General features: G+C 51.9%; 21 protein-coding genes. 11 read left to right on the top strand and 10 right to left on the bottom strand.

Going from position 1 to position 26,515, the window contains the following annotated elements; all coding sequences use genetic code 11:
• Positions 1–246 precede the first annotated feature (246 nt).
• From ABKF58_RS16340 to ABKF58_RS16365, 6 genes are all read left to right on the top strand, one after another.
• A complete protein-coding gene (locus ABKF58_RS16340) occupies positions 247–516 on the top strand; it encodes a DNA-binding protein (protein ID WP_482582030.1) in 270 nt (89 codons plus the stop codon).
• A 606-nt stretch (positions 517–1,122) separates the two neighbouring features.
• Positions 1,123–1,770: a TnsA endonuclease N-terminal domain-containing protein gene (locus ABKF58_RS16345; protein WP_482582032.1), complete on the top strand. Its 648-nt coding sequence runs from the start codon at positions 1,123–1,125 to the stop codon at positions 1,768–1,770.
• On the top strand, positions 1,770–3,731 hold the full coding sequence (locus ABKF58_RS16350; protein WP_482582033.1) for a Mu transposase C-terminal domain-containing protein: 1,962 nt from the start codon (positions 1,770–1,772) through the stop codon (positions 3,729–3,731). Before ABKF58_RS16345 ends, ABKF58_RS16350 begins: the two co-directional genes overlap by 1 nt.
• Positions 3,728–4,657, top strand: coding sequence for a TniB family NTP-binding protein (locus tag ABKF58_RS16355; RefSeq protein WP_482582034.1), 930 nt, complete (start codon positions 3,728–3,730; stop codon positions 4,655–4,657). The genes ABKF58_RS16350 and ABKF58_RS16355 overlap by 4 nt, the downstream gene beginning before the upstream one ends.
• Entirely contained in the window at positions 4,654–6,582 is a 1,929-nt protein-coding gene (locus tag ABKF58_RS16360) for a TniQ family protein (protein ID WP_482582036.1), read from the top strand. Before ABKF58_RS16355 ends, ABKF58_RS16360 begins: the two co-directional genes overlap by 4 nt.
• 5 nt (positions 6,583–6,587) lie before the next feature.
• Positions 6,588–6,839, top strand: a complete 252-nt coding sequence (locus tag ABKF58_RS16365; RefSeq protein ID WP_482582038.1) for a helix-turn-helix domain-containing protein — start codon at positions 6,588–6,590, stop codon at positions 6,837–6,839.
• Between the two features lie 293 nt (positions 6,840–7,132).
• Here ABKF58_RS16365 and ABKF58_RS16370 read toward each other — a convergent pair whose 3' ends face one another.
• The 5 genes from ABKF58_RS16370 to ABKF58_RS16390 all read right to left on the bottom strand — a co-directional run bounded on the left by ABKF58_RS16370 (position 7,133) and on the right by ABKF58_RS16390 (position 9,657).
• The gene (locus tag ABKF58_RS16370) at positions 7,133–7,627 is read right to left on the bottom strand and encodes a hypothetical protein (protein ID WP_482582040.1); all 495 of its coding nucleotides are present in this window, start codon (positions 7,625–7,627) and stop codon (positions 7,133–7,135) included.
• Positions 7,628–7,750: 123 nt separating this feature from the next.
• Entirely contained in the window at positions 7,751–8,047 is a 297-nt protein-coding gene (locus tag ABKF58_RS16375; RefSeq protein WP_482582041.1) for a hypothetical protein, read from the bottom strand.
• A complete protein-coding gene (locus tag ABKF58_RS16380; RefSeq protein WP_482582043.1) occupies positions 8,023–8,790 on the bottom strand; it encodes a hypothetical protein in 768 nt (255 codons plus the stop codon). The genes ABKF58_RS16375 and ABKF58_RS16380 overlap by 25 nt, the downstream gene beginning before the upstream one ends.
• A gap of 49 nt (positions 8,791–8,839) precedes the next feature.
• On the bottom strand, positions 8,840–9,130 hold the full coding sequence (locus tag ABKF58_RS16385) for a BrxR family transcriptional regulator (RefSeq protein ID WP_482582045.1): 291 nt from the start codon (positions 9,128–9,130) through the stop codon (positions 8,840–8,842).
• The gene (locus ABKF58_RS16390; RefSeq protein ID WP_482582047.1) at positions 9,034–9,657 is read right to left on the bottom strand and encodes a WYL domain-containing protein; all 624 of its coding nucleotides are present in this window, start codon (positions 9,655–9,657) and stop codon (positions 9,034–9,036) included. Before ABKF58_RS16390 ends, ABKF58_RS16385 begins: the two co-directional genes overlap by 97 nt.
• Before the next feature lie 294 nt (positions 9,658–9,951).
• Here ABKF58_RS16390 and ABKF58_RS16395 point away from each other — a divergent pair, with 294 nt between their 5' ends.
• From ABKF58_RS16395 to ABKF58_RS16415, 5 genes are read left to right on the top strand one after another with little or no spacing between them, the layout of a single operon-like run.
• Positions 9,952–11,394 carry a Wadjet anti-phage system protein JetA family protein gene (locus tag ABKF58_RS16395; RefSeq protein WP_482582049.1) on the top strand — a complete coding sequence of 481 codons (1,443 nt, stop codon included), beginning with the start codon at positions 9,952–9,954 and terminating at the stop codon, positions 11,392–11,394.
• Positions 11,384–11,827 (top strand): DUF4194 domain-containing protein, encoded by a 444-nt coding sequence (locus ABKF58_RS16400; RefSeq protein ID WP_482582050.1) that lies wholly within the window; start codon positions 11,384–11,386, stop codon positions 11,825–11,827. Before ABKF58_RS16395 ends, ABKF58_RS16400 begins: the two co-directional genes overlap by 11 nt.
• Entirely contained in the window at positions 11,824–12,048 is a 225-nt protein-coding gene (locus tag ABKF58_RS16405; RefSeq protein WP_482582052.1) for a hypothetical protein, read from the top strand. The genes ABKF58_RS16400 and ABKF58_RS16405 overlap by 4 nt, the downstream gene beginning before the upstream one ends.
• Positions 12,035–15,466 (top strand): SbcC/MukB-like Walker B domain-containing protein, encoded by a 3,432-nt coding sequence (locus ABKF58_RS16410; RefSeq protein ID WP_482582054.1) that lies wholly within the window; start codon positions 12,035–12,037, stop codon positions 15,464–15,466. The genes ABKF58_RS16405 and ABKF58_RS16410 overlap by 14 nt, the downstream gene beginning before the upstream one ends.
• Positions 15,463–16,674 carry a Wadjet anti-phage system protein JetD domain-containing protein gene (locus tag ABKF58_RS16415; protein ID WP_482582056.1) on the top strand — a complete coding sequence of 404 codons (1,212 nt, stop codon included), beginning with the start codon at positions 15,463–15,465 and terminating at the stop codon, positions 16,672–16,674. The genes ABKF58_RS16410 and ABKF58_RS16415 overlap by 4 nt, the downstream gene beginning before the upstream one ends.
• A gap of 294 nt (positions 16,675–16,968) precedes the next feature.
• Here the strand turns inward: ABKF58_RS16415 and ABKF58_RS16420 are convergent, their stop codons facing one another.
• From ABKF58_RS16420 to ABKF58_RS16440, 5 genes are all read right to left on the bottom strand, one after another.
• Entirely contained in the window at positions 16,969–18,921 is a 1,953-nt protein-coding gene (locus ABKF58_RS16420; RefSeq protein ID WP_482582058.1) for an AAA family ATPase, read from the bottom strand.
• Positions 18,857–19,408, bottom strand: a complete 552-nt coding sequence (locus ABKF58_RS16425) for a hypothetical protein (protein ID WP_482582060.1) — start codon at positions 19,406–19,408, stop codon at positions 18,857–18,859. The genes ABKF58_RS16420 and ABKF58_RS16425 overlap by 65 nt, the downstream gene beginning before the upstream one ends.
• A complete protein-coding gene (locus ABKF58_RS16430; protein ID WP_482582062.1) occupies positions 19,405–20,592 on the bottom strand; it encodes an ABC-three component system protein in 1,188 nt (395 codons plus the stop codon). The genes ABKF58_RS16425 and ABKF58_RS16430 overlap by 4 nt, the downstream gene beginning before the upstream one ends.
• A gap of 363 nt (positions 20,593–20,955) precedes the next feature.
• The gene (locus ABKF58_RS16435) at positions 20,956–22,971 is read right to left on the bottom strand and encodes a hypothetical protein (protein ID WP_482582063.1); all 2,016 of its coding nucleotides are present in this window, start codon (positions 22,969–22,971) and stop codon (positions 20,956–20,958) included.
• Between the two features lie 11 nt (positions 22,972–22,982).
• Positions 22,983–26,513: a C-terminal helicase domain-containing protein gene (locus ABKF58_RS16440; RefSeq protein ID WP_482582065.1), complete on the bottom strand. Its 3,531-nt coding sequence runs from the start codon at positions 26,511–26,513 to the stop codon at positions 22,983–22,985.
• Positions 26,514–26,515 lie beyond the last annotated feature (2 nt).

Raw genomic sequence — 26,515 nt, forward strand, 5'->3', positions numbered from 1 at the left:
ACACGCCCAGCAAATAGCAATCCAAACTGTTTAGCCAGCTAAATTTTCGCACAACCCCTCTCAGCGGGGTATGCAAGGCTACTGATTTACCTAGTTTGTTGCATTTACCCTTCTTTGCATTAAATGTAGGGCAGTCTGAGCAGATGTGAGATTTTTGATTTTTTCAGCCAGGACCCTTGATCTATCAGTGTTCATGAGCTTTTATATAATTTACCGAGCAATGGACCTCGAGTGGAGATGATCACTATGAGCGACTGCAAGACCCCTGATCAAGTTCGAGCCGAGTTCAAAGCAAGCGGTCTATCCATTACCGCTTGGGCCAAAGCCTATGGATACCCTGTCGCCTCGGTATACCAGGTATTGAAGGGTGACAAGCAGTGCTGCCGGGGCATAAGCCATGAGATTGCCGTTAAGCTGGGACTGAAAGAAGGCCGCCTTGGCGACGATTCCGAGGCACTGACGCGGAGGCTTATGGTTGACCAAAAAACTGCTGATCTAGCAAGCGTCGGCGATTAACTACTCTATCGACTTGAGAGGAGGCGAATATGCAAATTTGTGCACGTTGATTAACTTCGCGAGCACGGAAAAGTAAAGCCCTCATGGTTTTCCCGAACCAGAGGGCTTTGTGGAGTGACTAGGTTTGTGGGCCAGTCACTTTCATTCTGGCTTTTCCGATAGGGACAGTCAAGGGCAATTTCGCCCGAGGCTGTCCCCGCTCGCCCTGGCAAAACTGGATACCCATCCGGTGCGAAATTGCAAAGGAAAAGCCATGAAATACCATCTGCCATTATGCGCGGTGAACTTACTCGCCCCCGGTCGCCGCCCTTCTGTACCCAAGCCTTGTTGCCCACGAGCACGCAAGCACGACTTGGCGAAGTTGTTGGGTCGGCTACATCCACCAATCTTCCGCCCCCGGCCACACCTGGTACTGTCGCTCATCAAGAGAGTCGGTCTTGACCTCAATCTCGCCCCCAGACGCCAACCACTGCGGATGTCATTCCGTTCGTTTATGGCTGCATGCCACTTGGAAGCCTGGCTGGAAACACAACTACTGTTAGCCAGGCTAATGGCCCCTCACTTTCGGCCAGCACCTCCCTCATCGGCTCAAGGGAGTGACCCATCATGCTGATCCCCTCCATACGCAAGATTCACAACATCAACAGCTCCAAGGTCATTGGCCTGTCCTACAGCTTCAAAATGGCAGGGCTGATACCGTGGGAAAGTACGTTGGAACGAGACTGGCTTTTGCATCTTGAGTCAAACCTGGCCATACGCGAGATCTACGGCCAGCCAGAAACCTTCGATTACTGTTTTCAAGGCAAGTGGCACCGTTACACACCGGATTTCAAAGCGTGCTGGCATGACCCCCACCGCTTGCCCACTCTCTACGAGGTCAAGCCTCATGATGTGGCTAGTTCAGACTTGTTTCGACAACAAAGCGATTGCATCCGACAAGCCTTGGCAATGTACGGATACGAGTATGTAGTCAAAGACGAGTACGAAATTCGCCGGCAGCCTGTCTTGAACAATCTCAATTTCCTGAAGCATTACGCAGACATGTTCGTCTCGCGGCAGGATCGAGATCGAATCCATTACGCTTTCGACGACGGCAAGACATTCTGCCTGCAGTGGTTATTGGAACAGTTTGGCTGGCATAAGACTGATCTCGCAAAGCTGTATCACCTGATGTGGCGAGGTTGGCTCGTCTACGATGAACACCGCGTGGTTAGCCGGTCCCTAGTAGTCTGGCCGGCGAAAGGAGCGTGGTGATGGCTCTTGATCTCAGAGAAGGGTTTTCGGTAGCCCTCCACAGCACACACTACCGAGTCCTGCACATCCAGGCGGAGCGGCAAGTTTCATTACTCAACGAGCGCACTTCATCCATCACGTATCTCACGATGGATGAAGTTGACGTCTATTCTCAGCAGGGCCAGCTCAAGGTCATTACTGACCAAGATGTTCTGTTCCGCGAGGATGGCCTACCGCCAATACCTTCCGCCTTGCCAGCCAACCATCGCCCGAGACTTCAAAGGAGCTTGGCCTATGTTCGCGCAGTCCTTGCGCAAACTGAGCACTACTCACGAGAGCAGGAGACTTTGCCTGTTATTGCCGAGGTGGCAAAGCAACTTCGCGATGCCAAGCCCCCCAGCAGCATCACAATCTACCGTTGGTGCCGAAGCTTTCTTGATAACAACGCAGATCCACTTGCCCTTGCGCCCAGGACCGCTAACTGTGGGCGTCGTAAAGGACAGATTGACGTTGAGGTGATCGAACTTTTCTACGAAACCATCGATACCTATTACCTAAGCCGTGCACGCAATAGCCGGATAGATGCGCATGCCGAGTTGTGTGACCGGGTAATCGAAGCTAATCATCAACGCCCCAAAGAAGAGTGGCTACGGGCAGTCAGCTACAGTGGTTTTTGTAAGCTGATCAAGCGACTCCTCGATCCATTTATCGTCATGGCGAGACGCATGGGTGAAAAACACGCCCGACGCTACTTCCGCACCCGGGATCGAGGACCTGTCGCACTGTTTGCCCTGGAACGTGTCGAGATCGACCACACCCGGCTCGACATCATCGTAGTCCACCCGATTACCCGGGAACTACTTGGTAGGCCCACAGTAACAGTCGCCATCGACCGCCGCTCGCGGATGGTAGTTGGCATTTATATCGACCTGGAACCGCCATCATCGATTGCCGTCTTGATGTGCTTGCGACAAGCCGTCACCAGCAAGCAGGCCATCCTCGACGATATTCCTGAATGCCAAGGCTTCACTTGGCCGGTCGAAGGCCAATTCCGTCTTATCTGCATGGACAATGGTCCAGAATTTCACAGCAATGTTCACAAGCAGTTTTGTGCCGACCTCCACGCGGATATGCAGTACTGCCCACCAGGTAAGCCTTGGTACAAAGGTGCGGTTGAGCGTTTTATCGGCACGTTGAACCGGCGCCTGATACACAAGCTACCGGGCACCACCTGGTCGAACCCAGTTGAACGCGGCGACTACCCGTCGGAGAAGCTCGCCAGCCTGACTCTACACGAACTGCGGCAGATGGTTTTTCGCTGGGTCGTGGTCGACTACCACAACACCCGTCATCACGAACTGGGCGAAACCCCGCTGCAGTGCTGGGCGCGCTTGGTCGACGAACATCCTGTCCCCCCGTTACCACAAAGTCTCAGTCTCGAAGTCGAGACCGGACTGGCCTTTGAGCGGACCATCTGTGATGGTCGAATCGGCGTTCCAGGCTTGATCTATCACCATCCGTACCTAATCCACCTGCAACAGAAGCTTCCAGCCAAGAGCAAGGTCATGCTGCGCATCGACCCGGAGGATGTCACCCAAGCATACATCTATGACCCGCTGAACAAGGCGCTCATCAAACTAGAGTGTCTGACGGTCAATGTTGAGCCCGGCACGTCATGGCTGGATTTCCAGCGAGCACGCAAAGCTCACAAACAAGACACTACGGACCCAATTGGAGCTGATGCAGAGCTGGTTCGGCAAGAAAAAGCCAAGTTACGCCGAGATGTCCATCAGACGCATCTACAGGCAGAAAAACGGCTGAAGCAGACCCAACGCAAGAAAAAACAAGCATCGCGACGCTCAACCAAAGGGGATGTTCAAGTCAGCGCTCCAGTATCGCCTGAAAACCATGCATGGGAGGAAGCTTCATCCCCGGCTGGATGGTCTTTGGAACGCCTTCCTTTAGAAGGAGGCAGCAAATGAACGCCCCCTATTCTGACATCCGCCAAAAATGTCTAGAAATGAAACGCATCCTTATTCGGCACCCACACTTCAATACCATTTTAGTAGAAATGGAAAATTGTCTTGAGGAGTCGGATGATTGTTCGGAACCGCAGTGCATGCTGGTCACCGGTGATACAGGGGTGGGCAAATCAAGACTACTCGATACCTTCTACTCACAACACCCCCGCTTTATCAACGGTGACCATACAGAAACACCTGTGCTTTTAGCATCCCTACCACTGCCCGCGACAATATCAGGATTTTTTACAGCCATATTGGCGTGCCTCAAAGCCCCCTACCCTGATCGTGGAAACATCGAGTACAAGCACACCCGGCTGATTCAATTATTATCACGCAGCAATACCAGGATGATCATCCTGGATGAATTCCAACACTTGGTAGAACGCGGCACAATGAGACGTATTGAAGTCGTCGCAGATGCAATCAAGAGCCTGATTAATCAAACTGGATTGCCATTTATTTTAGTCGGAATGCCAAGTGCAGCAGCGGTTCTGGAGTACAGCCCGCAGTTAGCGGGTCGATTCCCGCTACGTATGACAATTTCCGCCTTTAACTGGATAGAAAAGCCTACTGACTTTGAACGGCTACTCAGCTGCTACGAACAAGGTCTCCCCATGGAGAAAGCAAGTGGACTGTGCGATGAAGACATGCCGGCCAGGTTGTACTTGGCAACAGGTGGTAATTTCCGCGCCCTTGCCACGTTGCTTCAGAAGGCTGTACGCACAGCATTGATGCAAGGCTGCCCACGGATTGAAAAAACGCATCTTGTACTTTGCTTTGACCGTTATCTGGCACAAAACCGTAAGCTTCGCGCCAACCCATTCAGTGAAAGTACGGAGGCAATCGAGCAGTGGGTTACCCAGCTCAAGGAGGTTCGAGCATGAACACCTTATCTACGGATCCCGCTGATTGCTTTCGCTTGCTGATACGCCCTGCCCCAGATATCCGGGAAAGCCTGGCAGGCTATCTTCTGAGGGTTGCAGAACTCAACTGCTTGCGCCACGTGCAAGAATTGCGCGAATTTCTTGGTGCCTATGCCACCTACCCTTCGCAACCTTCGCTCATTCCACAGTTTGGAATTTATGACCTAGCGCTTCTTGGCAAGGAGCTCAATATCCCTACCAGCCGCTTGGACACCCTCGTGCAGCCACTCGATGTTCGAGTCGGAAAATTCCGCAAATTCCGCCACCAGGGAAAGCTGTGGCCTCTTGAGATGCTTCGGGACAAACATCGCGCTTGGTGCCCCCTGTGTTTGAAAGAAGCTCACATTCAACAGGCAAGCTGGGACTGGCGCTTACAAACCGCCTGCGCCAGGCACCGTGTTCTTCTTGTTGAACATTGTCCATCCTGCCAACGACATGTCAGCTGGCGTTACTCATCACTGCGGCAGTGTGTATGTGGCTATCCGCTTGCAGACGCACCAACCCTGCCTGCAGACCCTGCCTGGCAGCCCATTCCAGTAAACGATTTGCCGCCACATCAATTGATGCGGTACCTCACACTCGTGCTACTGGCACTTGAAGGGGAACTACCGGATCTCACACGCCTGGCGGCGGTCGGCCATGAGCAGATGCATCGAGCGACACTGGGTGTAACAGACACTCAGCTCCGGTCGGCCCCATCGTTTCAGCACGCCGTTATCAACCAGGTTGAAAAGCGGTATATGGCATACCCCACTCTCGGACCAAGGCATGCTGCTGCCAGCTTACTGCTTGGCCTAGGGCTGGATACCAATTTCGATGCCGAGCGGGCGTCGATTGCAAGCCATTGGCTGCACACAAAGCGTCCCACACTGGGAGTGAACAGCTACTCGCCAGAAGATGAAGTCCCTGCTCTGCCCATGGCGACGGTAGCCATCACATTGAACGTGTCATCACACATCATCAAGACGCTGCTCAGAAAAGAAGTCCTGACTTATGCCGCCAGCAATTGCTTAGCCCAACGAAAGCGAATTGATAAGCAAGAAGTCATTGATGGAAAGAGTTTGGCAAGGCTTTTGCACCGGTTATCACATCTGAGCGAACCCGTGCTAAATGGCAAAGTCGTTCGATTTGACCACTATGGAATCGACCATGCCAAAAGGTTAGATCTTTTGCTGGACATTGACGAACAGCACACCCGGGTCATCTCCTTCAATCCTGCAGATGGCCTGCCAAGTCTCGCGCTCTGTAAAACCCTCACGACTGTTGGCGAGAATGACAACTTGTTGTCCGTCCGTAAGGCGGCAGAATTTTTGGAGATCTATCCGGATGCTGTCTACCGCTTAATCAAGGCAAAGCTCCTGACAGCAAAAGCGCTTGCCAAGCGGCAAGCTTGTATTGAGATCAAAGATCTTGCTGAATTTCGCGAAACATATGTATTTACACATGAAATTGCTCAGAAATTAATGTGCAATCCAACCAACCTGGTAGATCGAATCATATCGATTGGCATTCTACCTGTACACGGGCCGGCCATTGATGGCGGGTTAACTTATGCATTCAGGAGAAAAGACATTACAGATGATGTATTGCAAAAAATAAATCTTGCCGAGACTTACCAAAGTCGGGCAGGCAGAGGAAGGAAACGAGCACAGAAAACTGAAGATCACCTCAGCAGCATTAATCAAGAAATGCTGACAACGAAAGAACTTTCAACAATAACAGGAATTAGCACGATAAGGATAAGGCACGAAGCAAAATATGGGTGCCTGTCGGATGCAGTTGCAAACACCGAATCAGACGGAGGAAATTTTCTGTTTCATACTCGCGCCATTGGCATACTAAGACTGCTCTCAGAAAGCAAGAACTGGTCAATTAAAGAAAGATAAGGAAAATGAATCATAATCAAATATTTGGAAAAGCACTCAGACAACTCAGAAGAGAGATGCGGCTGACTCAGGAAGAGCTGGGCTTTGAATCGGAAATAAGCAGGACACATATTTCCTTGCTAGAGCTGGGCCAGAGATCACCAACATTTGACAGCTTGTTGAAAATCAGTGTCGGCCTAAAAATGGATCTAAGTGATTTTCTTATTCTCATTGCTGAGAAAATCCGGGAGCCCGATCAGGAGCGCCCAGCACCTTGATAGCTCTCAGATTAATCTTTCGATCATTTTTAATGACTTTCTTGTTTGTTAAAAGTACAGCACTCTATAAATTAATTTTCTTACATTTGCGAAATAGTATTCAACAGCACTTCCAAATACACCATCGCCGCACACCCATTATCACATGCACATTCATGCAAGCACATACCATTGCACACTAAACCAGAATAGAATTCTCCGCCAGCATTCTCTGTTAGGATTTTTAAAAAACCATGGGTTTTTTCAGGCCTCGGGGGTTCAAGGCTAAAATTGTCGTACGAGATTTTCAATGGCTAGGCGCACCCTACCTTTACGTATGCTGAGGCCGCGCTCAGTTGATAGCAATATACCCGAGTGGTTTCAAAGCCATTTTCACCTCGATATAAAACGCTGAAGGAAGCATTTATGGGCTTCGGATCCATGGAGGGCAATATCGTGAGTTCGTACGCATCTTCTTTGCCGTTTTGCAGGGCGTAATTTGCTATTTTAATATCTCTGCCTGATCCAAATTTTTCACTATAGAAAGAGAAGCTGTTGGAATGAATAAATATTGAATACACACCAGTTGTATAACCTCCATTACTGATGCCGATTTGGATATGAGCCCTGTCCTTTATCTCTAAAGGCTGAGACATGTCAAGCGGAACTAGTTTTGGCTGATAAATACTCTTTTGCAGCCTCATATTCTCTTCTTGAGTTGTCTGGTTTTCATAGCCAAAATATATTGTTACGATTATCAAGATCGCCATTAAAATGTTCTGAGCACTGAGCCAATCTTTAGAGTCCAAATTTGCATCCTCCATTTGTGTATGTCAGGCGCGCGCAGGGCAGCCCACAGTTCATTGCCTGGATAGAAAACACCTATATTTCCTAACCGCAGTCACCTACCAATCAAAAGCCTCTGCAATTTCTTACCAGTTGCTCCCCAGTACAATTTTTTTCGCCCCCCGAAAACGCATCAAAGATAAGGCGGCCATCAATCCAATTGCAACACCAGAAAGGCCCCAGCCAATGGGTTTCAATAAATCAACATTAAGCTCAAAAGAGAGGAATCCACCCAACAAACAAAACACCACAACGAAAAAATAAGGCCGCCAAACCAAATTCAGCGGCACAAGCTCGTGAACTCTCCTGTCAACAATGATAGCTGCAGCCTGTTCTTGTTTATGGATGTCTTCAAGATTCAGGGTGCGCTCACGCTCCGCCAAGGTTTTTGGGCTCGGTGAAGCCGGCGGGCATAGATTGCTTCTCTAACCAGTCTTTCATTTGGCAGCCCCGGAATTTCTACCCACCTTGCTGTTTTTACCCCATATGCGGTGAGAAAACGCAAAGACACTCTCGGCCGCCTCAATACTTGCAGAAACTGCCCGTCTAACAGTGCCAGCCACTCGTCACGTTCATCGCTTGGAGCAAGCACCACAAGTCTCTCAGGTCGCGGATAATTGGCTTCTCTAACCCAAGCGGCAATTACGTTTTGTTTATGGGCCCGCATGAACGCGACGCGGTGCTTTCCTTCATGAGCCCAGAACAATCCAAGCGCACGATAACGGATGTAGGAAACATGATCTTTAGAACCGAACTGGCTACTATAAGAGGTAATACGTTTCGCAACTTCCTCATCTGCTATATGCTCTGGCAACCCCTTGATACTTGCACCTAACACATGCTGGGGATCGACATAAGCACGATAGGGCTGAGTAGGATCATCCGACTCCCAATCCAAGAAGGGCAAGATCAGCCTTAAAAACTCATGCCCAGTATATGCGCACGTGCCCCCTCGCGGATTATCCATCCAGTCATCCAAAAAAGGCTGCCCCACTCGTTGCCTCGCCAGTCTGTCCAGACCCACCTTCAAATCGCAAAGCGCAGTGGCCGTCTTCTCCAATTCAGGTGACACTTCTGAATTAGTTAGATTCTGCGGACTGATTTCAGTATCTTTTATCTGCTCCAATTCCCACCCCTTCTCTTAATTATTCTTCCTTAAAGATTATTGAATTTTATCAAAATAGTAACGAGGCAAGGTCTTTAGTATTTGACACCTCAATCTGAAAATCAGGAGGAATTTGTATGTCCGGCCTAACTGCGGCACGAATATCCTGAATCACGTATTGGGCAAGACAGGCACGCACTGAAAGACGTCTTCCCATAGTTCCAGCAAATAGTTCATTCCTGACGACTAGTTGTTGTTCTTGGCTCAATGCACGATGAGCTGCCAGTTGCAGGGTAACTCGCGTACACCAACCCATATCGTCTTTCTGTGTAAATGGAGCTTTGGCGACAGATAGGGCCATGACGCGGTGAATTCTACCCAGGTTGAAATCTCTGAACTCCCCCTACTCTCACACCAGGCACGTAAATGCCACCGACGGCCCACCTCAACAATGGCATGGGGAAAAACTCGCCGCTCAGACGGAACAGGGCTCGACATCGAAGCATAGACAATTTCCACCCCACTCTGAGTTAGGGCTGCCTGACGTAGTTGCACAAATACATGTGGGTCAATTTCTGTCAGATCAACCCGCGCATCAAAGAGAAAGTCTTTGTTCTCACTTGACCCCTTAGTTAGCCGAGCATATTCGTCGAGTGAAACATCGGTTTTCAGCTTGGCTGGGTTTGTAGGGATGAGAGCCTTAGCTCGTCCCGAGATTATGACTTGATCACCCATAAGCTCCCGAAACTCGGCCAGAAGGCGACTGGCTTGAATCATTTGTAAGCCGAATAGTTCACGTACACGTGCATTCCCAATTGAGCCTTCCCATGCAAGAACACCTTGCATGGCACGCATCCGCTGCTGCTTTACAGAGTTAGCTTCAGTCATCCATTACTTTCCGCCGAGCAGTGACCGATCTTGCACAGCCCCCAAGGCAAACGTTGCATCCACACAGTTTCCATATGGGTCGTAGGCCTTCTGTGTCTCCATCTTCTCGCAGAGCTCGCCGCGCCGTCTCCCCTGCGGTCTGGCAACCCCTTCTTGGCAGCGCCTTGCCATGCTGCCACCGGGCCGTCTCTCAATGTTGCAATTCGCGACCTCATCTGGATGTCATTGCCCTTATGTCATTTATACACTATGATAAGTTATCTTAAAAGATAAATGCAATCGTGGTAACTAGCCATGACTGGTCTGTTTGAACGACTCCCCGAAGGGCTTTTTGCCCCGCTGTCCTCCCCCAACAAGTCGGTGTATTGGGAGCTATTGCTACGCATGCACGACCTATTTTTTGGGCCGGATGCCATGCCTCCTGAAGGGGATGGGTTTCTTCAGCGTTCTGTCACGCTCGAGATAGAACGGTTCATCATCGATACTGATTGGGCCCAGGAAGGTGAAGAAGAGCAGAACACGCTGCTCAATGTTCGTGCAAACATCGTTTATCGTCGTCTCGTGAGCTCCGGCTGGTTGCGTGAAGATCGGATCGGTGTGAAGAACTATGTTTCCATGCCAACAACCGTCCAGAAATTTCTGGAGATCCTCAGACAGTTCGCAGAGGAAGGCCCTCAAATCATCGCGGGAAAGGTCCAACTGATCCACAACCAGCTCGAACAGGTACTGGCAGATCCGGCCCGGCAGGCAAGCGGTTTCCATGAGGCCGCGATTCAAGCAAGACAGCTGATCAACACCCTGAGCGCAACCAACATGCGGGTGCGAGAAGCTATTGACTTACTTAGTGCCCAGGAGACGACCGCCGCCTTTGTGCGTACTTTCTTCGACAACTACATCGGCCAGCTGTATATCCGCGACTACCACGAACTCAGAACGGAGAATCACCCGCTGCGCAATCGTGGCCGGATCATCACTATTGCCCTCATCCTTCGTGATGACATAGCCATACGCGAAACGATGGTCAGCTACTACAGGAACGCCTTTCGCTGCGCCAGCATAGAAGAAGCTGAGGAACGTTTTGAGCGTGACGTTGGGCGCTTCCTGATGTTCAAAGACATTGATCGACATCTGGATAGACTGAACGCAAGTGTGGATCAAGCAACATCACGGGCAATGGCCTACCTGCATTACAAGGTTCGGACACAGGACAAACTTGATCGTCTCCTCTCGACATCAATTGACCGTCTCAAAGACGCCGCGGGTGACGAAGGCACCTCGATGGGTATTCTCACCGGATACCTTCTCGCTGAAAGCCGGTTCCCTCCCATCCAGAAGCGATCGGGGCCGATATCACGCAGTGCGATCTCCAGACCCCGCATGACTATTGAGCAGCTCGCCCAAGTGCGTCTCAAAAAATTGATGAAGCTTCATCGCGAGGTCACACCTGCCAATGTTGCGGCCTATCTGGAAAAATGTTTCGGCCCAAACTTCAAGGTGTCCTCAGACGACATGCAAATCGAGGGCATTCACGATTTCTGCGTCTTCGTCCAGGTCATGCGCCTTGCACTCCTTTCGAGGAAACATACCGGCCTAGGAAGGAAGACTCACCCCATGCTGCATGCCCTCAAGGACTACCGATTTGACTTCATCGAGGGAGAGGTCACCGATAGCGAATACCTGTGCGTCCCGAAGTTTCAGGTCACACGTCGAACTGCAGGAGTCAACTATGCCTCGTGAATGGGCCGAAGTGATTGGTCAGGGTGCGATCTACCAGCCTGAAGACTTCAAGCTGGCTGCATACCAGCTCGTTAGCAACCAGATCCTCTACGAGTCGAATAATCAGCAGTCTTTTGCCTACCGTTTGATTGATCGGTACCGAAATGCTTTTCGAGAGACTTTTGACCTTCTGGGCATGTCACTCAAGTTTGACTCAACCTACCGCTACGTCGCTGTGATTCCGTACCTGGAAAAGCAGAAAAACATGTCGACGGCAGATGCCCTGCTTCTACTTGTGTTGCGCAAGCTTTACCACATCAAGGCCCTCCAGGGCAGCCTTGATAGTGGATCAGCGGTACTACCCATCGATGAGTTTCTTGAAAGCTATAGAGCAGAAACCGGACGTGAACTCCCCCAGAAGCCAGCGCACTTAAAGAGCTTCTCGGGCGGATGAAAGCCTTTGGGGTAGTGAAAATGCCTGCGACTGAACCGGGTTCAGATCAACCGTTCGACGTGGAAATCCTGCCGGGCATCGAAGCGATTGTCAGCGAGGCGACTCTGAGCCGCCTCACTGAATATGCAGGTAGGTCGCGTCGAGTCTCCATTGATAATACGGCGGAGAATGAACCAACTATCGATCTAGCTATTGAGAAAGGTCACCATGAAGAAGCTTAAACGTGTGGTCCTTATTCAATACTTCCTGTACGAAGCGATCGAACTCGATCTTTCGGGGCACGTTGCTTTTCTCGGGCTGAACGGGTCTGGCAAAACCTCAATTCTAGATGCCATCCAGATTGCGATGCTGGGCGCGCATGGCAGCTACCTCGCGTTCAATACCCAATCCGTGTCTGCAACTGCTGGGGGCAAGCGTAATCCTCGCTCTATTCGAGAATATTGCCTAGGTGTCGTCGACGATACTGGAACTGGTGGCACGACAGATCGCAAGCGTGACGAATCGATAACATACATCACTTTAGTCTTTGAAGACGATCAGACCCATGAGCCAGTAACAGTAGGCGCATGTATCCGGGCGACAGCTACAGACGCCGACCATGAACTTCTCGGATTATACGTTTTCAATGGCATTAGTCTTTCAAGTGCGGATCATCTGGAGATGACAGATGAAGGTGAGTTGCCTCTACTATTCAACGACTTTACTACCAGGGTCAGGAAGCGCTGTGATGCAGTTGGCCGAACCCCCTTCATCACGAACCAACCAACAAAGTACATCCATGAAATGATCCATGCCCTCCAACCGAAGGCCAAATCAATCGATGTACGAGAATACCTTAAGGTATTCAACAAATCGGTTCTACTACGAAATATTGAGAGCGTAGACAGTTTTGTCCGCGACTACGTGGTCGAACCACAGACAATTGACAGACGCCGGGCTCGGCAACAAATAGATATGTTCAAGCAACTCAACCAGCTACTCCAGCAGGTCGAGGACCAAATTAATAACCTTGGAATCATCCAGGGCGCTTATGAAAAGGTTGCTCATTATCGTATCCGCGAGGCAAGTATACGAGCACTTGCCGCCGAATATGAGCACAAGAACAGCCTGAATAGTACAAAAAGCCTTGAAGACTCAATACTCAAAGCCTTTCTCAACCGACGCAACTATCGAAAGTCCGCACAAAATCTCGCAGCAAGTACTGACGAGGCTAAGAAGGCTTGGGAAAAGGCCAGTCAAGACCTGCTTAGTGCGAAAGGCGCAAGTGACGTTGCCGTCTTTGATCAGCAGCTGAAATCATATAAGAAAACATTTGGTGCGAGTCTTTTACGCATCTGGAAGATAATGAGTCCGGTCGCGGGCGTGGTCAATACCATTGCCACAACTGACCATGTCCCAGAGCAGCAACAGCATGCGGAGGAAATTGATAAAGAACTCACCAGCTATAACGACCTATTGAGTCAAAATAAAATTGATGGAATTGAGGGTGCAATTCAAAGAGCAGTCGATTTTTTAAACAATGCCGTGCCTGCATTAAGCACTGCTCACCAGTTGTCACTTGAAGCGCTGGCATCAGCAACTGAGCGATTACGTACATTACGGGGACTTTCTGCCAATGCCTCACGCGATGGTGCCCACATCAGTCATGACGTTGCTGCCGTGATTGAATTTCTCCGTGACAACGGAATTGAAACGGAACCAGTCTGCAACTTGGTCCAGGTAACTGACACACGCTGGCAGCCTGCTATTGAAGCATTGCTCAAATCAAATCGTGAATCACTTGTTGTCACTAGTGGTGGAGCGCGGGATGCGGTGCGCTTAATTCGGAGCATGTCAGCACGAAACAATCCCTATTCTGCCAAGGTGATACAACCCCAGCACTTACGGGAGCTACGCTGGGATGAAAATGACAAAAAACTCGCCGGCAACCTATTGGTCGCACACAACACTATTGCCCTCACCTATCTTCGCGCTCTGATGGGGCCCATGCGGTGCGTTGAAACCGAAGAAGAACTGGAATTTCACCCACGGGCACTGACCATTGACGGAATGTTGAGCGCGAACTTTACGACCAGCCGTTTACGCCTCGTACCTGTTGAACAACTGCAGCTAGGCAAACGGATGAGTCAAGCAGATAAAGAGATTCTCCATAATGAATTTATGGCACAAGTCAATATTGAGCAAGCGGCCAAGAATAAAGTAAATGCAATTAAGGCCATACTCGACCGAGTAAGCGATCTCGGCGACCTTCATGCAATGCTTGAACGGTTCCTTGGCGATGTTAGACAGGCCATAGATGAACAGAAGGAAATCTCTGATGTCCAAAGGAAAATTGACTCGATAGACACAAGAGAGCACCAACCTCTTCATGATCGAGTCGATGCAATTCGGAAGGCTATGGACAATGCTCATAAAGCAGAGTTGGATAACCTTGGGCTTCTCACAGCGGTCGAGACCAGTTTGCGCAACCTTATCCCACAGCTATGGGTTGCTAGAAATGATAGAAATCAGAAACAGGCTTTATACAAACACGCCAGTACTCTTGAGGGTGTCGATGAATCTGTTATTGAACGCGTCAGGGGGGAAATAGAAGCTGCTCTTGGTGCGATAAGCCATGCAGATCGAATGGATTCCTGCGCACGTCGGATCAATATCGCAGACCGAGAGGCAAATGAAGCTTTCACAAATGCCCTGCTTTTGTTCCAAAACTATCTAGACCGCTATGGTATTTCACTTGGCGACGAACTTAAGGATTGGAAACAGGCCCATAACTGGGTTACCACTGAGGCTCAGCGACTCATCGAAACCGAACTTGTTGAGCGAAAAGAAGAGGTTCGGTTAGCACGTGAGGCAGCTGAAGAGGCATTTAGGAATGACGTAGCAGTCCGGATCCGTGAAAGCATCGAGCAGATGCACGCCACCATCTCCGATATCAACAAGACGCTCAACGCCTGCCCACCATTCTCGAATGGGGAACGGTATCGATTTGTAGTGCGCCCGGCGGATGCACACCGTGCAATGCACGACTACATTATCAACGTTGGTAAGGGCAATGAGCAGGACATGTTCTCGCCCGGCGAGACAGGCCATGAGGTGATAATGCAGCTGCTCGACGATACCGGTCAGGATGGGAAAACAGGCTTTAACCCACTAGATGACTACCGAACTCTGTTCACCTTCGATCTGATGATTGATCGAGAAGGCAAAAAGTCTATCCCTCTTTCCCGCCGTATTGGTGTCGGCTCAAATGGTGAGCATCGCACGCCATTTTACGTCATCGCAGGTGCTGCAATGGCCGCAGCGTACCGAATCGATGCAGGGAAACACAGTACTGGTGCAGGCCTCATGCTCCTGGATGAAGCTTTCCACGGTATGGATCAGCAAAACGCGCTTTCTGCAGCACGCTTCCTCGATACCATCGGTCTGCAGATGATCATGGCTGCCCCAGAAGCCGATCACAGCAAGCTTGCACCTACGCTCGACACTATCTTTGAAATTACTCGGTTTGATATGGACGTCTTTGTCGAACAGACGAAGATTAAGGAACCGGCTAAGACACTGCTCATGTCCGACATGCCATCAGAACACCCCGATCTACTCACCAACATGATCGCGAGTCTAGAGGCAGGTACTGCATGAGCACCAAAGGCAACTCACTCGCTCGGACTGTGTTGGAAAAGCTCTTGCAAAAGGCTGAACGGGCTTGGGCGCAGCAGGCCGAACGAGCGCATACATTGCTATTTTCGGAGGCATCACTCCCTGAGTATTTCAGGCTGCCACTTCGACAAGATAAGGATATCGCCCATGCAGAGCTACGCGAAGCTGAGCGAGATGGTGCGATTTCTCTCGAATGGGATCGCCGTGCCGGAGCGGATGGGCAGATCGTTCGCACGCGTCTGCTTGATCCAAATCGTGTTGCCGCGATTCTTGGTAGGACCAGTGCATGGCAGGCATATGACCAAGCACTTAATACCCTTGGCCCTTGGATGCATTTGGGGAACGTCGCGGACATCCTGGTGCGTTGGCGGGCCGGCAAAACCGTACGCAACCTTACTCCTTTAAACGTTCTGGACGTGATTGATGCCTGCAAGGTCGTCGAGGCATGCCGGGAGAGTACCAAAACTGACGATGTACCGATTCGGCGCTTGAGTGGCCAACTTTTTGCGGACAGCAAACGTATCGAAGCCATTGGTACTGCACTTGATATGGTGACGGCAGAGACACTCGAACCGCCTTGGCGCGACGTCGAGGATGTCTTGAGCGAGCTCGGCCTCGTCAAGCTACCTCAACCCATCCTAATTGCTGGTAATGGCGCGATTGATCTTGATGATGGAACGGCGCTTAGAATTCCAGCCCCCTACATCGGTTTGTCCCCGGCAAGTATCGAGCGGCTAGTGCTTGGTGAGAACGCTACCTTCATCCTGACAGTAGAGAACCTGACCACTTTTCATGAGCTTGCCCTCGGCAAAGCAGGGAAACCCAATGGCCTGATCGTCTATACGGGGGGAATGCCTTCACCAGCAATGCTGGGTGTGTATTCACGGTCCATCAAGGACATCCTGGCAAGACCGGGCGTAACGCGATTCCATTGGGGAGACATTGACCTTGGAGGGATTAGGATCGCAGCAAGCATTGCCAGAACCTGTGAGGCTCCCCTTCTGCTCTGGAACATGAATCCATCCGAATATCTCGGTTATCCTGCGCGGAAACGCTTAACAGACGATGAAGTCCGGGAAATCAAGCGAGTCAGTGAAAAATTTGGTTGGCTGCCCATTGCTTCTGCCATCGCATCTGACCTTCGCGCCATCGAGCAAGAGGTCTTACCTCCTTCCCTTCCTAGTCCTTGAGAATTCAAAGCCATAGTCTTTTCATTCTTTGGCTGAATCTCTGTATAATTTCAAACTTTGCATCTAATTTGTTTCATTTATTCCAACAGACACGCTGCGCAAGCCACTGAAAATAAAAGATTTTCAATTTCAAGATTTGAGTGCACTGACATTTGACATGTCAGAAATCGGAAAGGTTGAAATTTGATAGTCAAAATTTGCAATTTCCGATAGCCAAAGCATGAAATCTTGCTTTGTGCAAAGAAAAGGCCCTGCCACTGCAGGGCCTTTGCCATGTACTGGGGATATCGCGGCTCAAGTAGATTGGGCGTCGTCAATTAATCCAGGCGGAAAGCTCTTGCTACTTTTGCTAAAGCGCTTCACCAGATGAAATGCTGCGTTTTGCTCTAGATTCTTTGGCAGATCGTTGTCGACAACAATGATCTGGCATCGCCGACCTTGCTCCCTAGCGACCTTAAGAATTTCTAGGATTCCTTCATATACTTTTTCGTAAATCATAGGATCTGAAGCTTCCTCATCTACATCACCTTCGTCCGCACGATGATTTCGACCAATATTTTGACCGGGGGTGTCGATCATTAAAAACGGCGGTAGATTTCCTCCCTTTAAAATTAGGTATTCCATTCTAACGAGGAAAGAGGCAATTGACAGCACGGTCCGAACTCCACCAGAGGTGGCTTTGTAGTAGGAGAGCCCTCTGAAATGCGGAACAAACTTGGAGTCGAAATAGACATCGTATACATTGCGAAGCCCGCTAGAGATCATGTGGCGCGTGAGGCTCTCACCAAGACCAAGAACAACGTCATCAATATTAGTAGTACCATCCTCGAGCTCTTTTATGGACCGCTTGATGGTTTCGATTATTCCGCTCTTATTCTCAAGACTTTGATCAATATCGCGGAATCTGCGTTGAATGGATACTCCGTTCTTTAATGTTGCCACCTCAATTTGTAGCTCGCTTCTGGCGGTTTCAAGTGCTTCAATCGACTTAAGTAATCCGGAAACTTCGGCAAAGTTATCTCGGTCGTAAGTAGCTGTCTGCTCTTTCAGTGCGCTTCCAATTTCCTCGGCTACTGCTTGCATTCTAAATTGCTTTTCGAGCAGTTGTTCGATTGCTTCATCGACACCGGCAATGCGGTTCTTAAATGACCTAGTGCTGACTGCCAACACTTCATCGCTGATGTCTTCAGGCGAAAGCGCTAGCGGGGTCTCGCACAACGGGCAGGCTATGGCTTGCAGGTTGTGGCTTAGTTGCCCTAGCACGGCCTTACCCTGTTTTGCAACAGCCAAATTCGCTAGATCAAAACTGTAGGTGTTTCGCAGTTGAACAAAATTGGACTTCTTGATTTCGGTTTCTTGAATTTCGCTAAGAACTCGATCGTATTGAAGTCGAAGTTCGGAAAGGCGGGCCTTAAGTTCAGTTGCAACCGACGAAGACAACTTGAAGTCGTTCTTGAGTTCCTGAATAGTGTGGTTCAGGAACTGCAACTCTTCGTCTTTCAAGGACAGCTGCTCTTCAAGCTCTTCGCTAGCGCCTCCAGTTGTGATTTTGACGCTAGCAAGAAAACGCTGGATCGCATCTCTCTCAGCAAGGAGGGACTTACGCTCGTTTGTAACCTCTGCCAAATCACCTCTTAGGGCTGTCAGGGCCTCATTATGAACATTGTATACGAATTTCTGAATCTCTACGTTCTTGATGAAGAGTGGAGGATTCGCATAATCTAGGAGGTTATCTGAGCCAACTCTTGTCTGCTTGAGATACATAAGCTTGAAAAGATCTCGGATGCTAAGGCGATCCGAATCGGCATCGTCACGCTTCGACTTCTTAATCTTGACACGCGGTATTTCAAGGCACTCAAGCACGAAATCAGAAAGCCAACCATCAGGCATCGGCGAGGAAGGCGACGCGCTCATTAGCCGGGGAAAGAGTTCACCGATTTCAGCATAACTCCCGGAATAGACTCGTACAGCCCCCGCAGGGTCTAAAAGGTCACGTTCTATAGTTACACGCGTTCCATTCAGATCAACCTGCAGGTAGACCACGCGAGCATTCGCTGAAATCTCTGCATAGCGCAGCATTTCATTGGAGCCACCAAAACAGTAGTCTACCAAGTTAAGAATACTGGACTTTCCGCTGTCCATATCGCCCCAGACAACATTTAACCCCTCAGAAAAAGTGGCTTCATAGTTTTTCGCTACACCTTTGAGGATCAACTGTTCTAGCAATAAATACGTGTGGCTCAGCATGATTTTTTGATTCCTTGATCACAGCTTGCTGTAGTGTGCTTGTTGACTTGGATAATAGTGACTTCAAAGCCTTGAGCGTGCTCATCCAATGCTCCGGCAAGCGCTCCAAATCGATCAGTGTTTGTTGGCTTCCAGGCTTCAGTATCAACACGCCACCACTCTGTTCAAGAGATATTAGTCCTGCATGGCTGAGTAGTGTGGCGACTTTAATAATACTGAGCGTGTTCGTCGTCAATCCATGTTCTGCATCATTGGGGTATAGCACATGTGATAAGTCAACAGACATGACCTTGTCTGGCGCCAATTCTAATAGCAATCGTCTTGCAACATTTGGATTCTTAAGCGATGCGTCAAATACGGCAGCTTTTTGAATTGTTAATGCTGATTTTGCTGAGGTCGACTTGCCAAGATATTCAACAATTGCGAGACATCGCATTACTGAAACCGGCATAAGCTCATGCGGCTCAAAGTCTAGATTGGAATTCACTTTGCACGACTTTCAATTTCAGCAAGCCGAGGCTCATTAGTCCAAATAACCTCATCGGTGAGCTGATTTGCAGACTTGTGAAGCAGTCCTTGTTTATGAAGATAGGTCACACATTCGACAGCACACTTAAGTGCACCTCCGTCCTCAGTTATAATGTGCTTATGAACCTCGCTAAATAGTGCATTCCGATCTGGATTCTTTCCGTGGCTATTGTAGAGATTCCTATATAGATTCACTACTAGGCGCTGAAGGTTTGCCAGTTGCTTCCGATCCTTCACACTTGAATGCTTCTCGATGATTTCGGCTTGAAAGAACGACTCTTTGGCATTTTCAATGCCTGCTTTTCCGATGTCGCCAAGAATTAGCTTTATGACAAATATTTCTTTTTCATAGCTGGGCTGACTGTTGTTTAGCTGGTCGGCTAATAGCTCGGCGCGTTCATTCTCAGTTATGAGCTGCTGAATAAGAAGGACTGCGCATTTCAGGACAGAATCGGAAGCGTCCTCCGGCTTACAAACTGATAAATGATCATGATCCACGGTGAACTTCTGCTTGTTCGATACGGATCCAGGAACTGCACTTTCTTTGTCCACACACTCGTCATTTAAAGCGATAACATACCAATTCTCCTGCGCGCTAGACTTTCTGCCCACCCAAGAGTCATTGAGTCTAGATGTATATGTATTTAATGGAACTAATTCTTCTGCATTCCTGTTAATCAGCTGGAGAAGTTGGGCTGAAAGGGCCCCTTTGTGAGGGACAGCAATCGATAAGTACCCTGCAACAGTAGGTATTGAATCATCAGAGTGGTTGAGAATGTAGTCTTTTGCGACTAGCCCACCCATACTGTGCGCAACAAGCACCAGCTGGTCGAGATGGCTCAGATGAAGTCTGATCCAGGTGCTTAGCTGCTCAGCCAACTGTTCGATTGGTTGGTTTCTTTGGATTCTCCCCTGTAAGAGAGAAATATTTCGGAGAAGTGGAATTTTTCCGACAATTCGCTTGGCAATTGCCGAGTCAAATATCGATAGAATTTTTGTGTAGTAGTCGAAGTGATGGACTTCGATCTTTTGACCGACAGAAGATTTCAGTAGTAGGTCGCCAAATGTTTGGCCCTTACTGTTTTTCCAAGTATCTTCACCGCCAGTCAATCCATGTATAAAAATCACACCAATTTTTTTCAACTACACCTCCTTAATTTTTGCGTGATGCTATAGCTGGCATCGGATATGAGCCCATTATTATGGAGCATGGCTTACTAAGCCAAGATTAGCACCTACCTAGTTAGTATCACTTAATTATTCCGATTAGCTCAAAAAAAATCATCTCTACCCGAATTCACACTCTTCAGCGCTTGCCCCAGTGGCATAAGGAATTTATCTATGTCATTCAAAGTTGAATAATCCTTTCATTTGCTCAGATTGGGCAGATTGGGCAGCTTTTCGAGAAGTAGCTCGTAACCAGTATTAGTATCTGCACCACTGGCAATTGACTTCCAAGCCCCGTCCCGCTCGGTTAAGAGCTTGCAACAGATATTTCTCTAACACTCACGCCCAGAAAGGGTATCGCACGACCGTGCCATCGATAACTCCCCCATGGATATAACTGCGTGACAGCCCATGGTTCATGGTTTCACAAGTCAGTTCGCGCTGGATGCAGCCGCTGCACGCGCCGGTTTGCTCGCTGCAGAACGGATCGAAGGCGCAGTTGAAGGTGTACTTGGCAGCGTCATCAAACCAGTTCAGCAGATAATTCTCGAATAGAGTTACCAGCCCTCCAGCCGTGAAATTTTGCACCGACGTCACGTAGAGGACGAAGGACAGGTCGGCGGGCAGCAGATACTCCATCACGCTTTTCTCGTCGTACCCGCTGTGCTGACGAATTGTCGCCAACAAACCGTGCGCAATGCTATGCAGCAGATGGAACGGCGCTGCTTCGCCGACGGGCAGCCCCTTGGTCTCACGCGGAACCGTCGCGGGGCTCATCGTCAGTGCCGGTGAGTGGGTCAGCAGCCAAGCATGCGCCTGGGCCGGGTCGCCCATCACCAGGGAGGAAGGGCGCTCCCAGCCGAGCGCGCGTACGCACCATTCCAGTACTTTGCACGGATCGAGCCGAATCCAGATCGCCTCGGTCTCGGCTGCCATCGCATACATGGCCCGCCGCCCCCGCATCGCCGGATCGCTCAGATCCTCAAACCCGTTGAGCGCCACCGGCGGCGCATCCTCTTGCTCATCCGGCGCGCGCCGTTCCCGCGAGTAGCCAACCGCCGCCAGCACGACTTTCAGGTTAGTGATATGGGAAATCCTCTGGACGCCATAGCGCTTCTTGAGCGCCTTCCAGTCGGCATCGAGTTTGAATTGATGCTCCTCGGAGGCGCACAACACGTAATCGTCGAAGCTGCGCTGCTTGACGTCGTGGCGCAGGAAGGCCGCCTCGAGCGCGCGTCGTTCATGCACTATGGAAGCCAGCGTTTCGGGGTGATCGAGAATGTCGCGGACCGCCGCAAACTGGCCGGAATTTTGCCCGAGTTGCGCTTCCAACTTTCGCCGGCGTTGTAAGGCATCCGCCACCAGATCCTCCATGTCGCCGAGCAGGGTCAGCCGCTCAATGTTCGAGTTAAGTTTGTTGATCTGGGCCTGGATGTTCTCCGCATCGACGGTAACTGCCTGCTCCTTGAACATTGAAGCTAGGCTGTCGCTGACGGCGACACTACTCTCGAGACCCAGCAGCACCGACGCAATGCCCTCGGCGATATCGGCGGCCGGACCGCTGAGGTCCGGCCATCCGGCGAGGATCTTGGCGTGCAACTGCGATACCAACTCTCCGGTTTGTCGAGATAGGGCGATGTACTGCACGGTCTGCGAGTAAAACGACTCCCCGCTCGGTACCGGCGTGGCCCGCTTGTTCAGTTTTGAGCGCTCCGGGTATTGCTTCTTGCAACTGGGGCAATTCTCCTGCAGTGCGGTGCTGGAGATGCGCTTGCCAGTGTCGACATCGAAATAGTAGTTGTGGAAGAAGCTGCCGCCGGCGTCTTCGAAGCCAATCTGCTGGGCGGTCGGGAAGCGCTGCCCGTTCCCCATCGATTGCAGACTGCCGCACCGGTGTACCACCACATACGGTACCTGCCGCAGCGACCCGACGCAGCCCGGCCGATTGCAGGGAATACGACTATGCCCACCGTCAAACCGAATGCGCCGCTTGATGCGCTGCTTCAGGCGCTCGTCGTCCGCTTCGCCGCTGAACTCCAGTACCTTGCAGAGGCTGCATTGCAGCATCAGCGGATAAGGGCTGACGTAGATTTCTGACGGGGATTGCACCACCAGCTGATGCTGCCTGGCCACGGCATCCTGCAGACCCGCATCGACCAGTCCCCCGGCGTGCGCCCAAGAGCGCATGAAGGCGCTGGCGACCTCGATCAGTTGGCCGCGGTCGATCTGGTCTAGGGCGTGGTCGTCATTGCGGACGCCGATGACCTTGACGATGACCCGATTGCGCAGTCGATTGACCGCACCTGGTAGGAATGATTCACGATATAGGCGGCTTTTCGGGATGGTTTCACTCATGGCGGCCTTCCTTAGACGATGGCATCGATGACTTGGTCATCGAGCGAGTTCTGGGTTTTGATAAGCACTTGGCTTTCGATATCGCGCAGCGACATCATGGGTCGGTTGCCGAAAATCTCTTCCATGGCATCCGGTACCGTCGCATTCGCTTTACTCCCCGGCCAGCTCAGCAAGCGCCGCACGGCCCGCCCGGCTTCGGCCATCAGGGTGGCGTTGTAGCCTTCCACCAACCGGGCGTCGAAACAGTGCATCATCGAGGCCGGGATCGCCAAAGCCTTGCCAATCTGCGCCGCGAGCGCGGCCTGCGCCTCTTCGCCGCCCTTGGTCAAAGCATCCGCCACCTGCAGGGCGCTATAGGCAATCCCGGTACCCCACGGTTTCTGCGCGGCGGCCCAGTTATAGATGACGCCGGCCACGACCGCGGGCATGGTTTTGGCCAGCAGGTTCGGCGCGAACCGGTTGATCGGCACCGACTCCACCAAGCGCTCGATAAAGAAGTGGTAGTCATTGAAGTTCAGAAACACGTTGTGTTCGAACAACTTCTGCCACGACAGCACACTGATCACCATCCCCGGATGAACGCGGCCACTGCGCGCTGACGACTGGATGTACTCGGCGGTCGATTTGGGCCAGCCATTGATGATCATCATGTTGAGCTCGGCGATATCCACCCCGTGCGACACAACCGAGGTAGCGATAAACTGACGGCGCGGGTTGTCGGCGGTCTTCGTCTCGATCAGGCGAATCGCCTGTAGGATTTCGTCGAGTGGCGTCTCGCCATCGATCCGTTGGCAGGGTCGGCGGGCGGCGTTCGCGCCAGCGCTCTCCTCCAGGAAGCGCAGAACCTCATCAATACTGCGCTTGCTGTTGGCGTAGATGAGCTGGGTATTCAGGTGGCGCTCGAGGTGGGCCAGTGCCGCCGGCGCCGCCGTCGTGTCCAGCCCCAGCCGTCCCAGCAAGCCGGCCTCGCCCGCCTTGAGGGCACCCCGCCACTCATCCACCAGATCCAGTAGACGGGTGGCGATTTTGGCGGTAGAGCGTGACGCCGCAGCGGCCGTCGGCCCCGTCACCGGCATCACCCCGGCGAACAAGCGCCGAATCAGTGGTTTACCGGTCTCCGGATCGTAGCGGCGCCGGGCGTAGAAACTCTCCCCGTTGGTGGCGCCGGCCGCCGGGAAGCGTCGACCTTCGCGCAGGTAGAGGTGGTGGACGTGGTTCTCGTACTCCTTGATCGTGGCGGTTGCCGCAAGGATTTTCGGCGCCTGGCCACCAGCGGCCACCTGCAGCGCGTTCAACAGCGTTTCATAATGGGAGTCGAAGTTGCCCATCGACTCCTGCATCAGATGCAGTTCATCCTGGATCAGCAAGGAAAACCCGGGATCGGCCAGCGCCGGCACCTCCCTGACCCGGTCCGGCGCCGACCGCGAGTGGATCTTGCACGGCTCCTTGTCCCAGCCATCCGGTCCGCGCTTCACGTTGAAATGCTCGCACTTGGATTCGCGCGTGAACCCATGCACCGGACAGAAGCCTTTGGCCCCGCCAAAGAACAGGCGGAAGCGCGCGTTGTGCCCGATGACGGCCAGCTTGTCGACGGTGCCGACCATCACACTGGGCAGGTAGCGGTAACACTCCTCATCACTGACGTAGATCCCGACCTCGTTGCGGATGCCTTCGCCGTACTGGCCGAAACCGGCCTCCGTGTTTGACCAGCAGTCGGCGTTGGCGCATTCATGACGAATACGCACCTTGCCGAGGTCCTTGACGATGCGGATGCCGTTTTTGGTGCCGCAATACGGGCAGTCGCTGATGAGCCGATACTTCTCCAACTGGCTGTCGCTGATCAGCGGCAAAAAATCGCGCTGGCCGCGCTCTGCATCCGGCTGGGTGATCCGGTTCGGTGTGCCCTGTCCAGTGAAGTAACCGAGGGTAAACGGGTGCCCGGCGATCCCTTCGCGCACCCGGATCATCTCCGCCTGCGCGATCACGTAGCTCAAGCGCTGGAATTGCTGCACGGACAACATCCGCAACGGGAATCGCATCCAGGCGGTACACCCGCTAAAGCGACCATGTAACCGGGCGTGAATCAGCCCCATCACGATGATGCCCAAATAGGCCTCGGTCTTGCCGCCCCCGGTGGCGAACCACAGCACGTCCGCCACGGCCGCCTCGCCGCCGGCCGCCGGCAGGTGATGTCGTTCGTGCAGGCTCCGCACCTGGCTCAGGATGAAGCCCAGCTGGAACAGGTGCCAGCTGTCAAAGGATTTGCCCTGCAACTGGATGGCACTGGCCATCGCTTCGTTCATGAGCCGGAACGCGCGTAGCAGAGACGGCTGGGCCGTCAGCAGTGCCACTCCCTCCCGCACCCGCGCCAGTTCTTCGTCAAAACGCTCAGCATCGCGCCGTGCCACTGCGATTTCTTCGGTGTCGGCGAGACTTCCGATCGTGACTAGCCAGTCGTCCTGGTAGCGCGCCAAGGCCGTAACGAAGTCATGCAAAATCGGCAACGGATCGCTGGCCAGGCCAAGGTAAGTCGGCCGCTGCGACATGTCGACCGCCTCAGGGCTTGGTGCTTCGGTGCGTTGCATCGGCATGATTGGGAAGGTGTCGGTTGTGACCGTGGCACCATCCACCTCCTGCACCACGCAACCCACCCCATAGCCGGGTACGTTGTCCTCCGGACGGTACCGATAATCCTCCGGCTGCAGTCGATGGGGCACGTTGATCCGCATACCCTCAGTGACCGTCACGATGAAACGCGCATCAAGCAGACAGGCCTGCTCCACCCCAAACCAGCGGCTGTCGGTGTTGTTGGTCTGATTGACCAGATATACCTCGAGCAGCCAGAGTCCCTCTTGGCCAAACACCACAGGTGCCGGCCGAATCCGGGCCCGCACCAGAGCCGCGTAGGGCAACACCGCGTCACGGTGTTCGAACAGCTGGCGTTGCGCCAGCGCATTGAGGTCCGCCTGGCTGGCACAATCAGCCCATTGCAGCAGGTAGTCGGGCTTGCCGGAGTCGTTGGCGCGCAACCGGCCAAAAACCTGCTCATCGTCGCGTACTTGCTGCGCCTTTTGCTTGAGCAGGACGTCGAGGGTGTCGTGAGCGTCGACCCACAACCCTGCGTCATCTACATCCAGTGTCAGCTGGACATCGGCAAATTCGACCCGGTGCCGCTGGAAAGATGGGGCGATCGGTTGCTTGGCACGCAATTCATGACCATCGTTCTCGTAGGCCAGATGCGCCAGCATGTGGTCCAACTCAGGAACTTGTCGGTAGCTGATATCAAACCCGCCAGCTAACCGGATGGTGACTTTGCCGTTGGCCGCGGGCAGCACACCGATGACGACCCCGAGTGCGTTCGACGGCTGCGGCCCGTGGTAATCCGGATCTGGCTGTGGGCCCAGGACCCCTAGCAGGCATTGTTGGTCAGGGGAGATGTCAGCATATACCGACCCCACCCCAGCGCGATCGGCCAGCCGCTCACCTAGCTCGTCCAGCATAACCCGTGTCATGTTCATTTCTTGTTGGTAGGTCAAAACCATTG

Source organism: Pseudogulbenkiania sp. AW2-16, assembly GCF_056824575.1.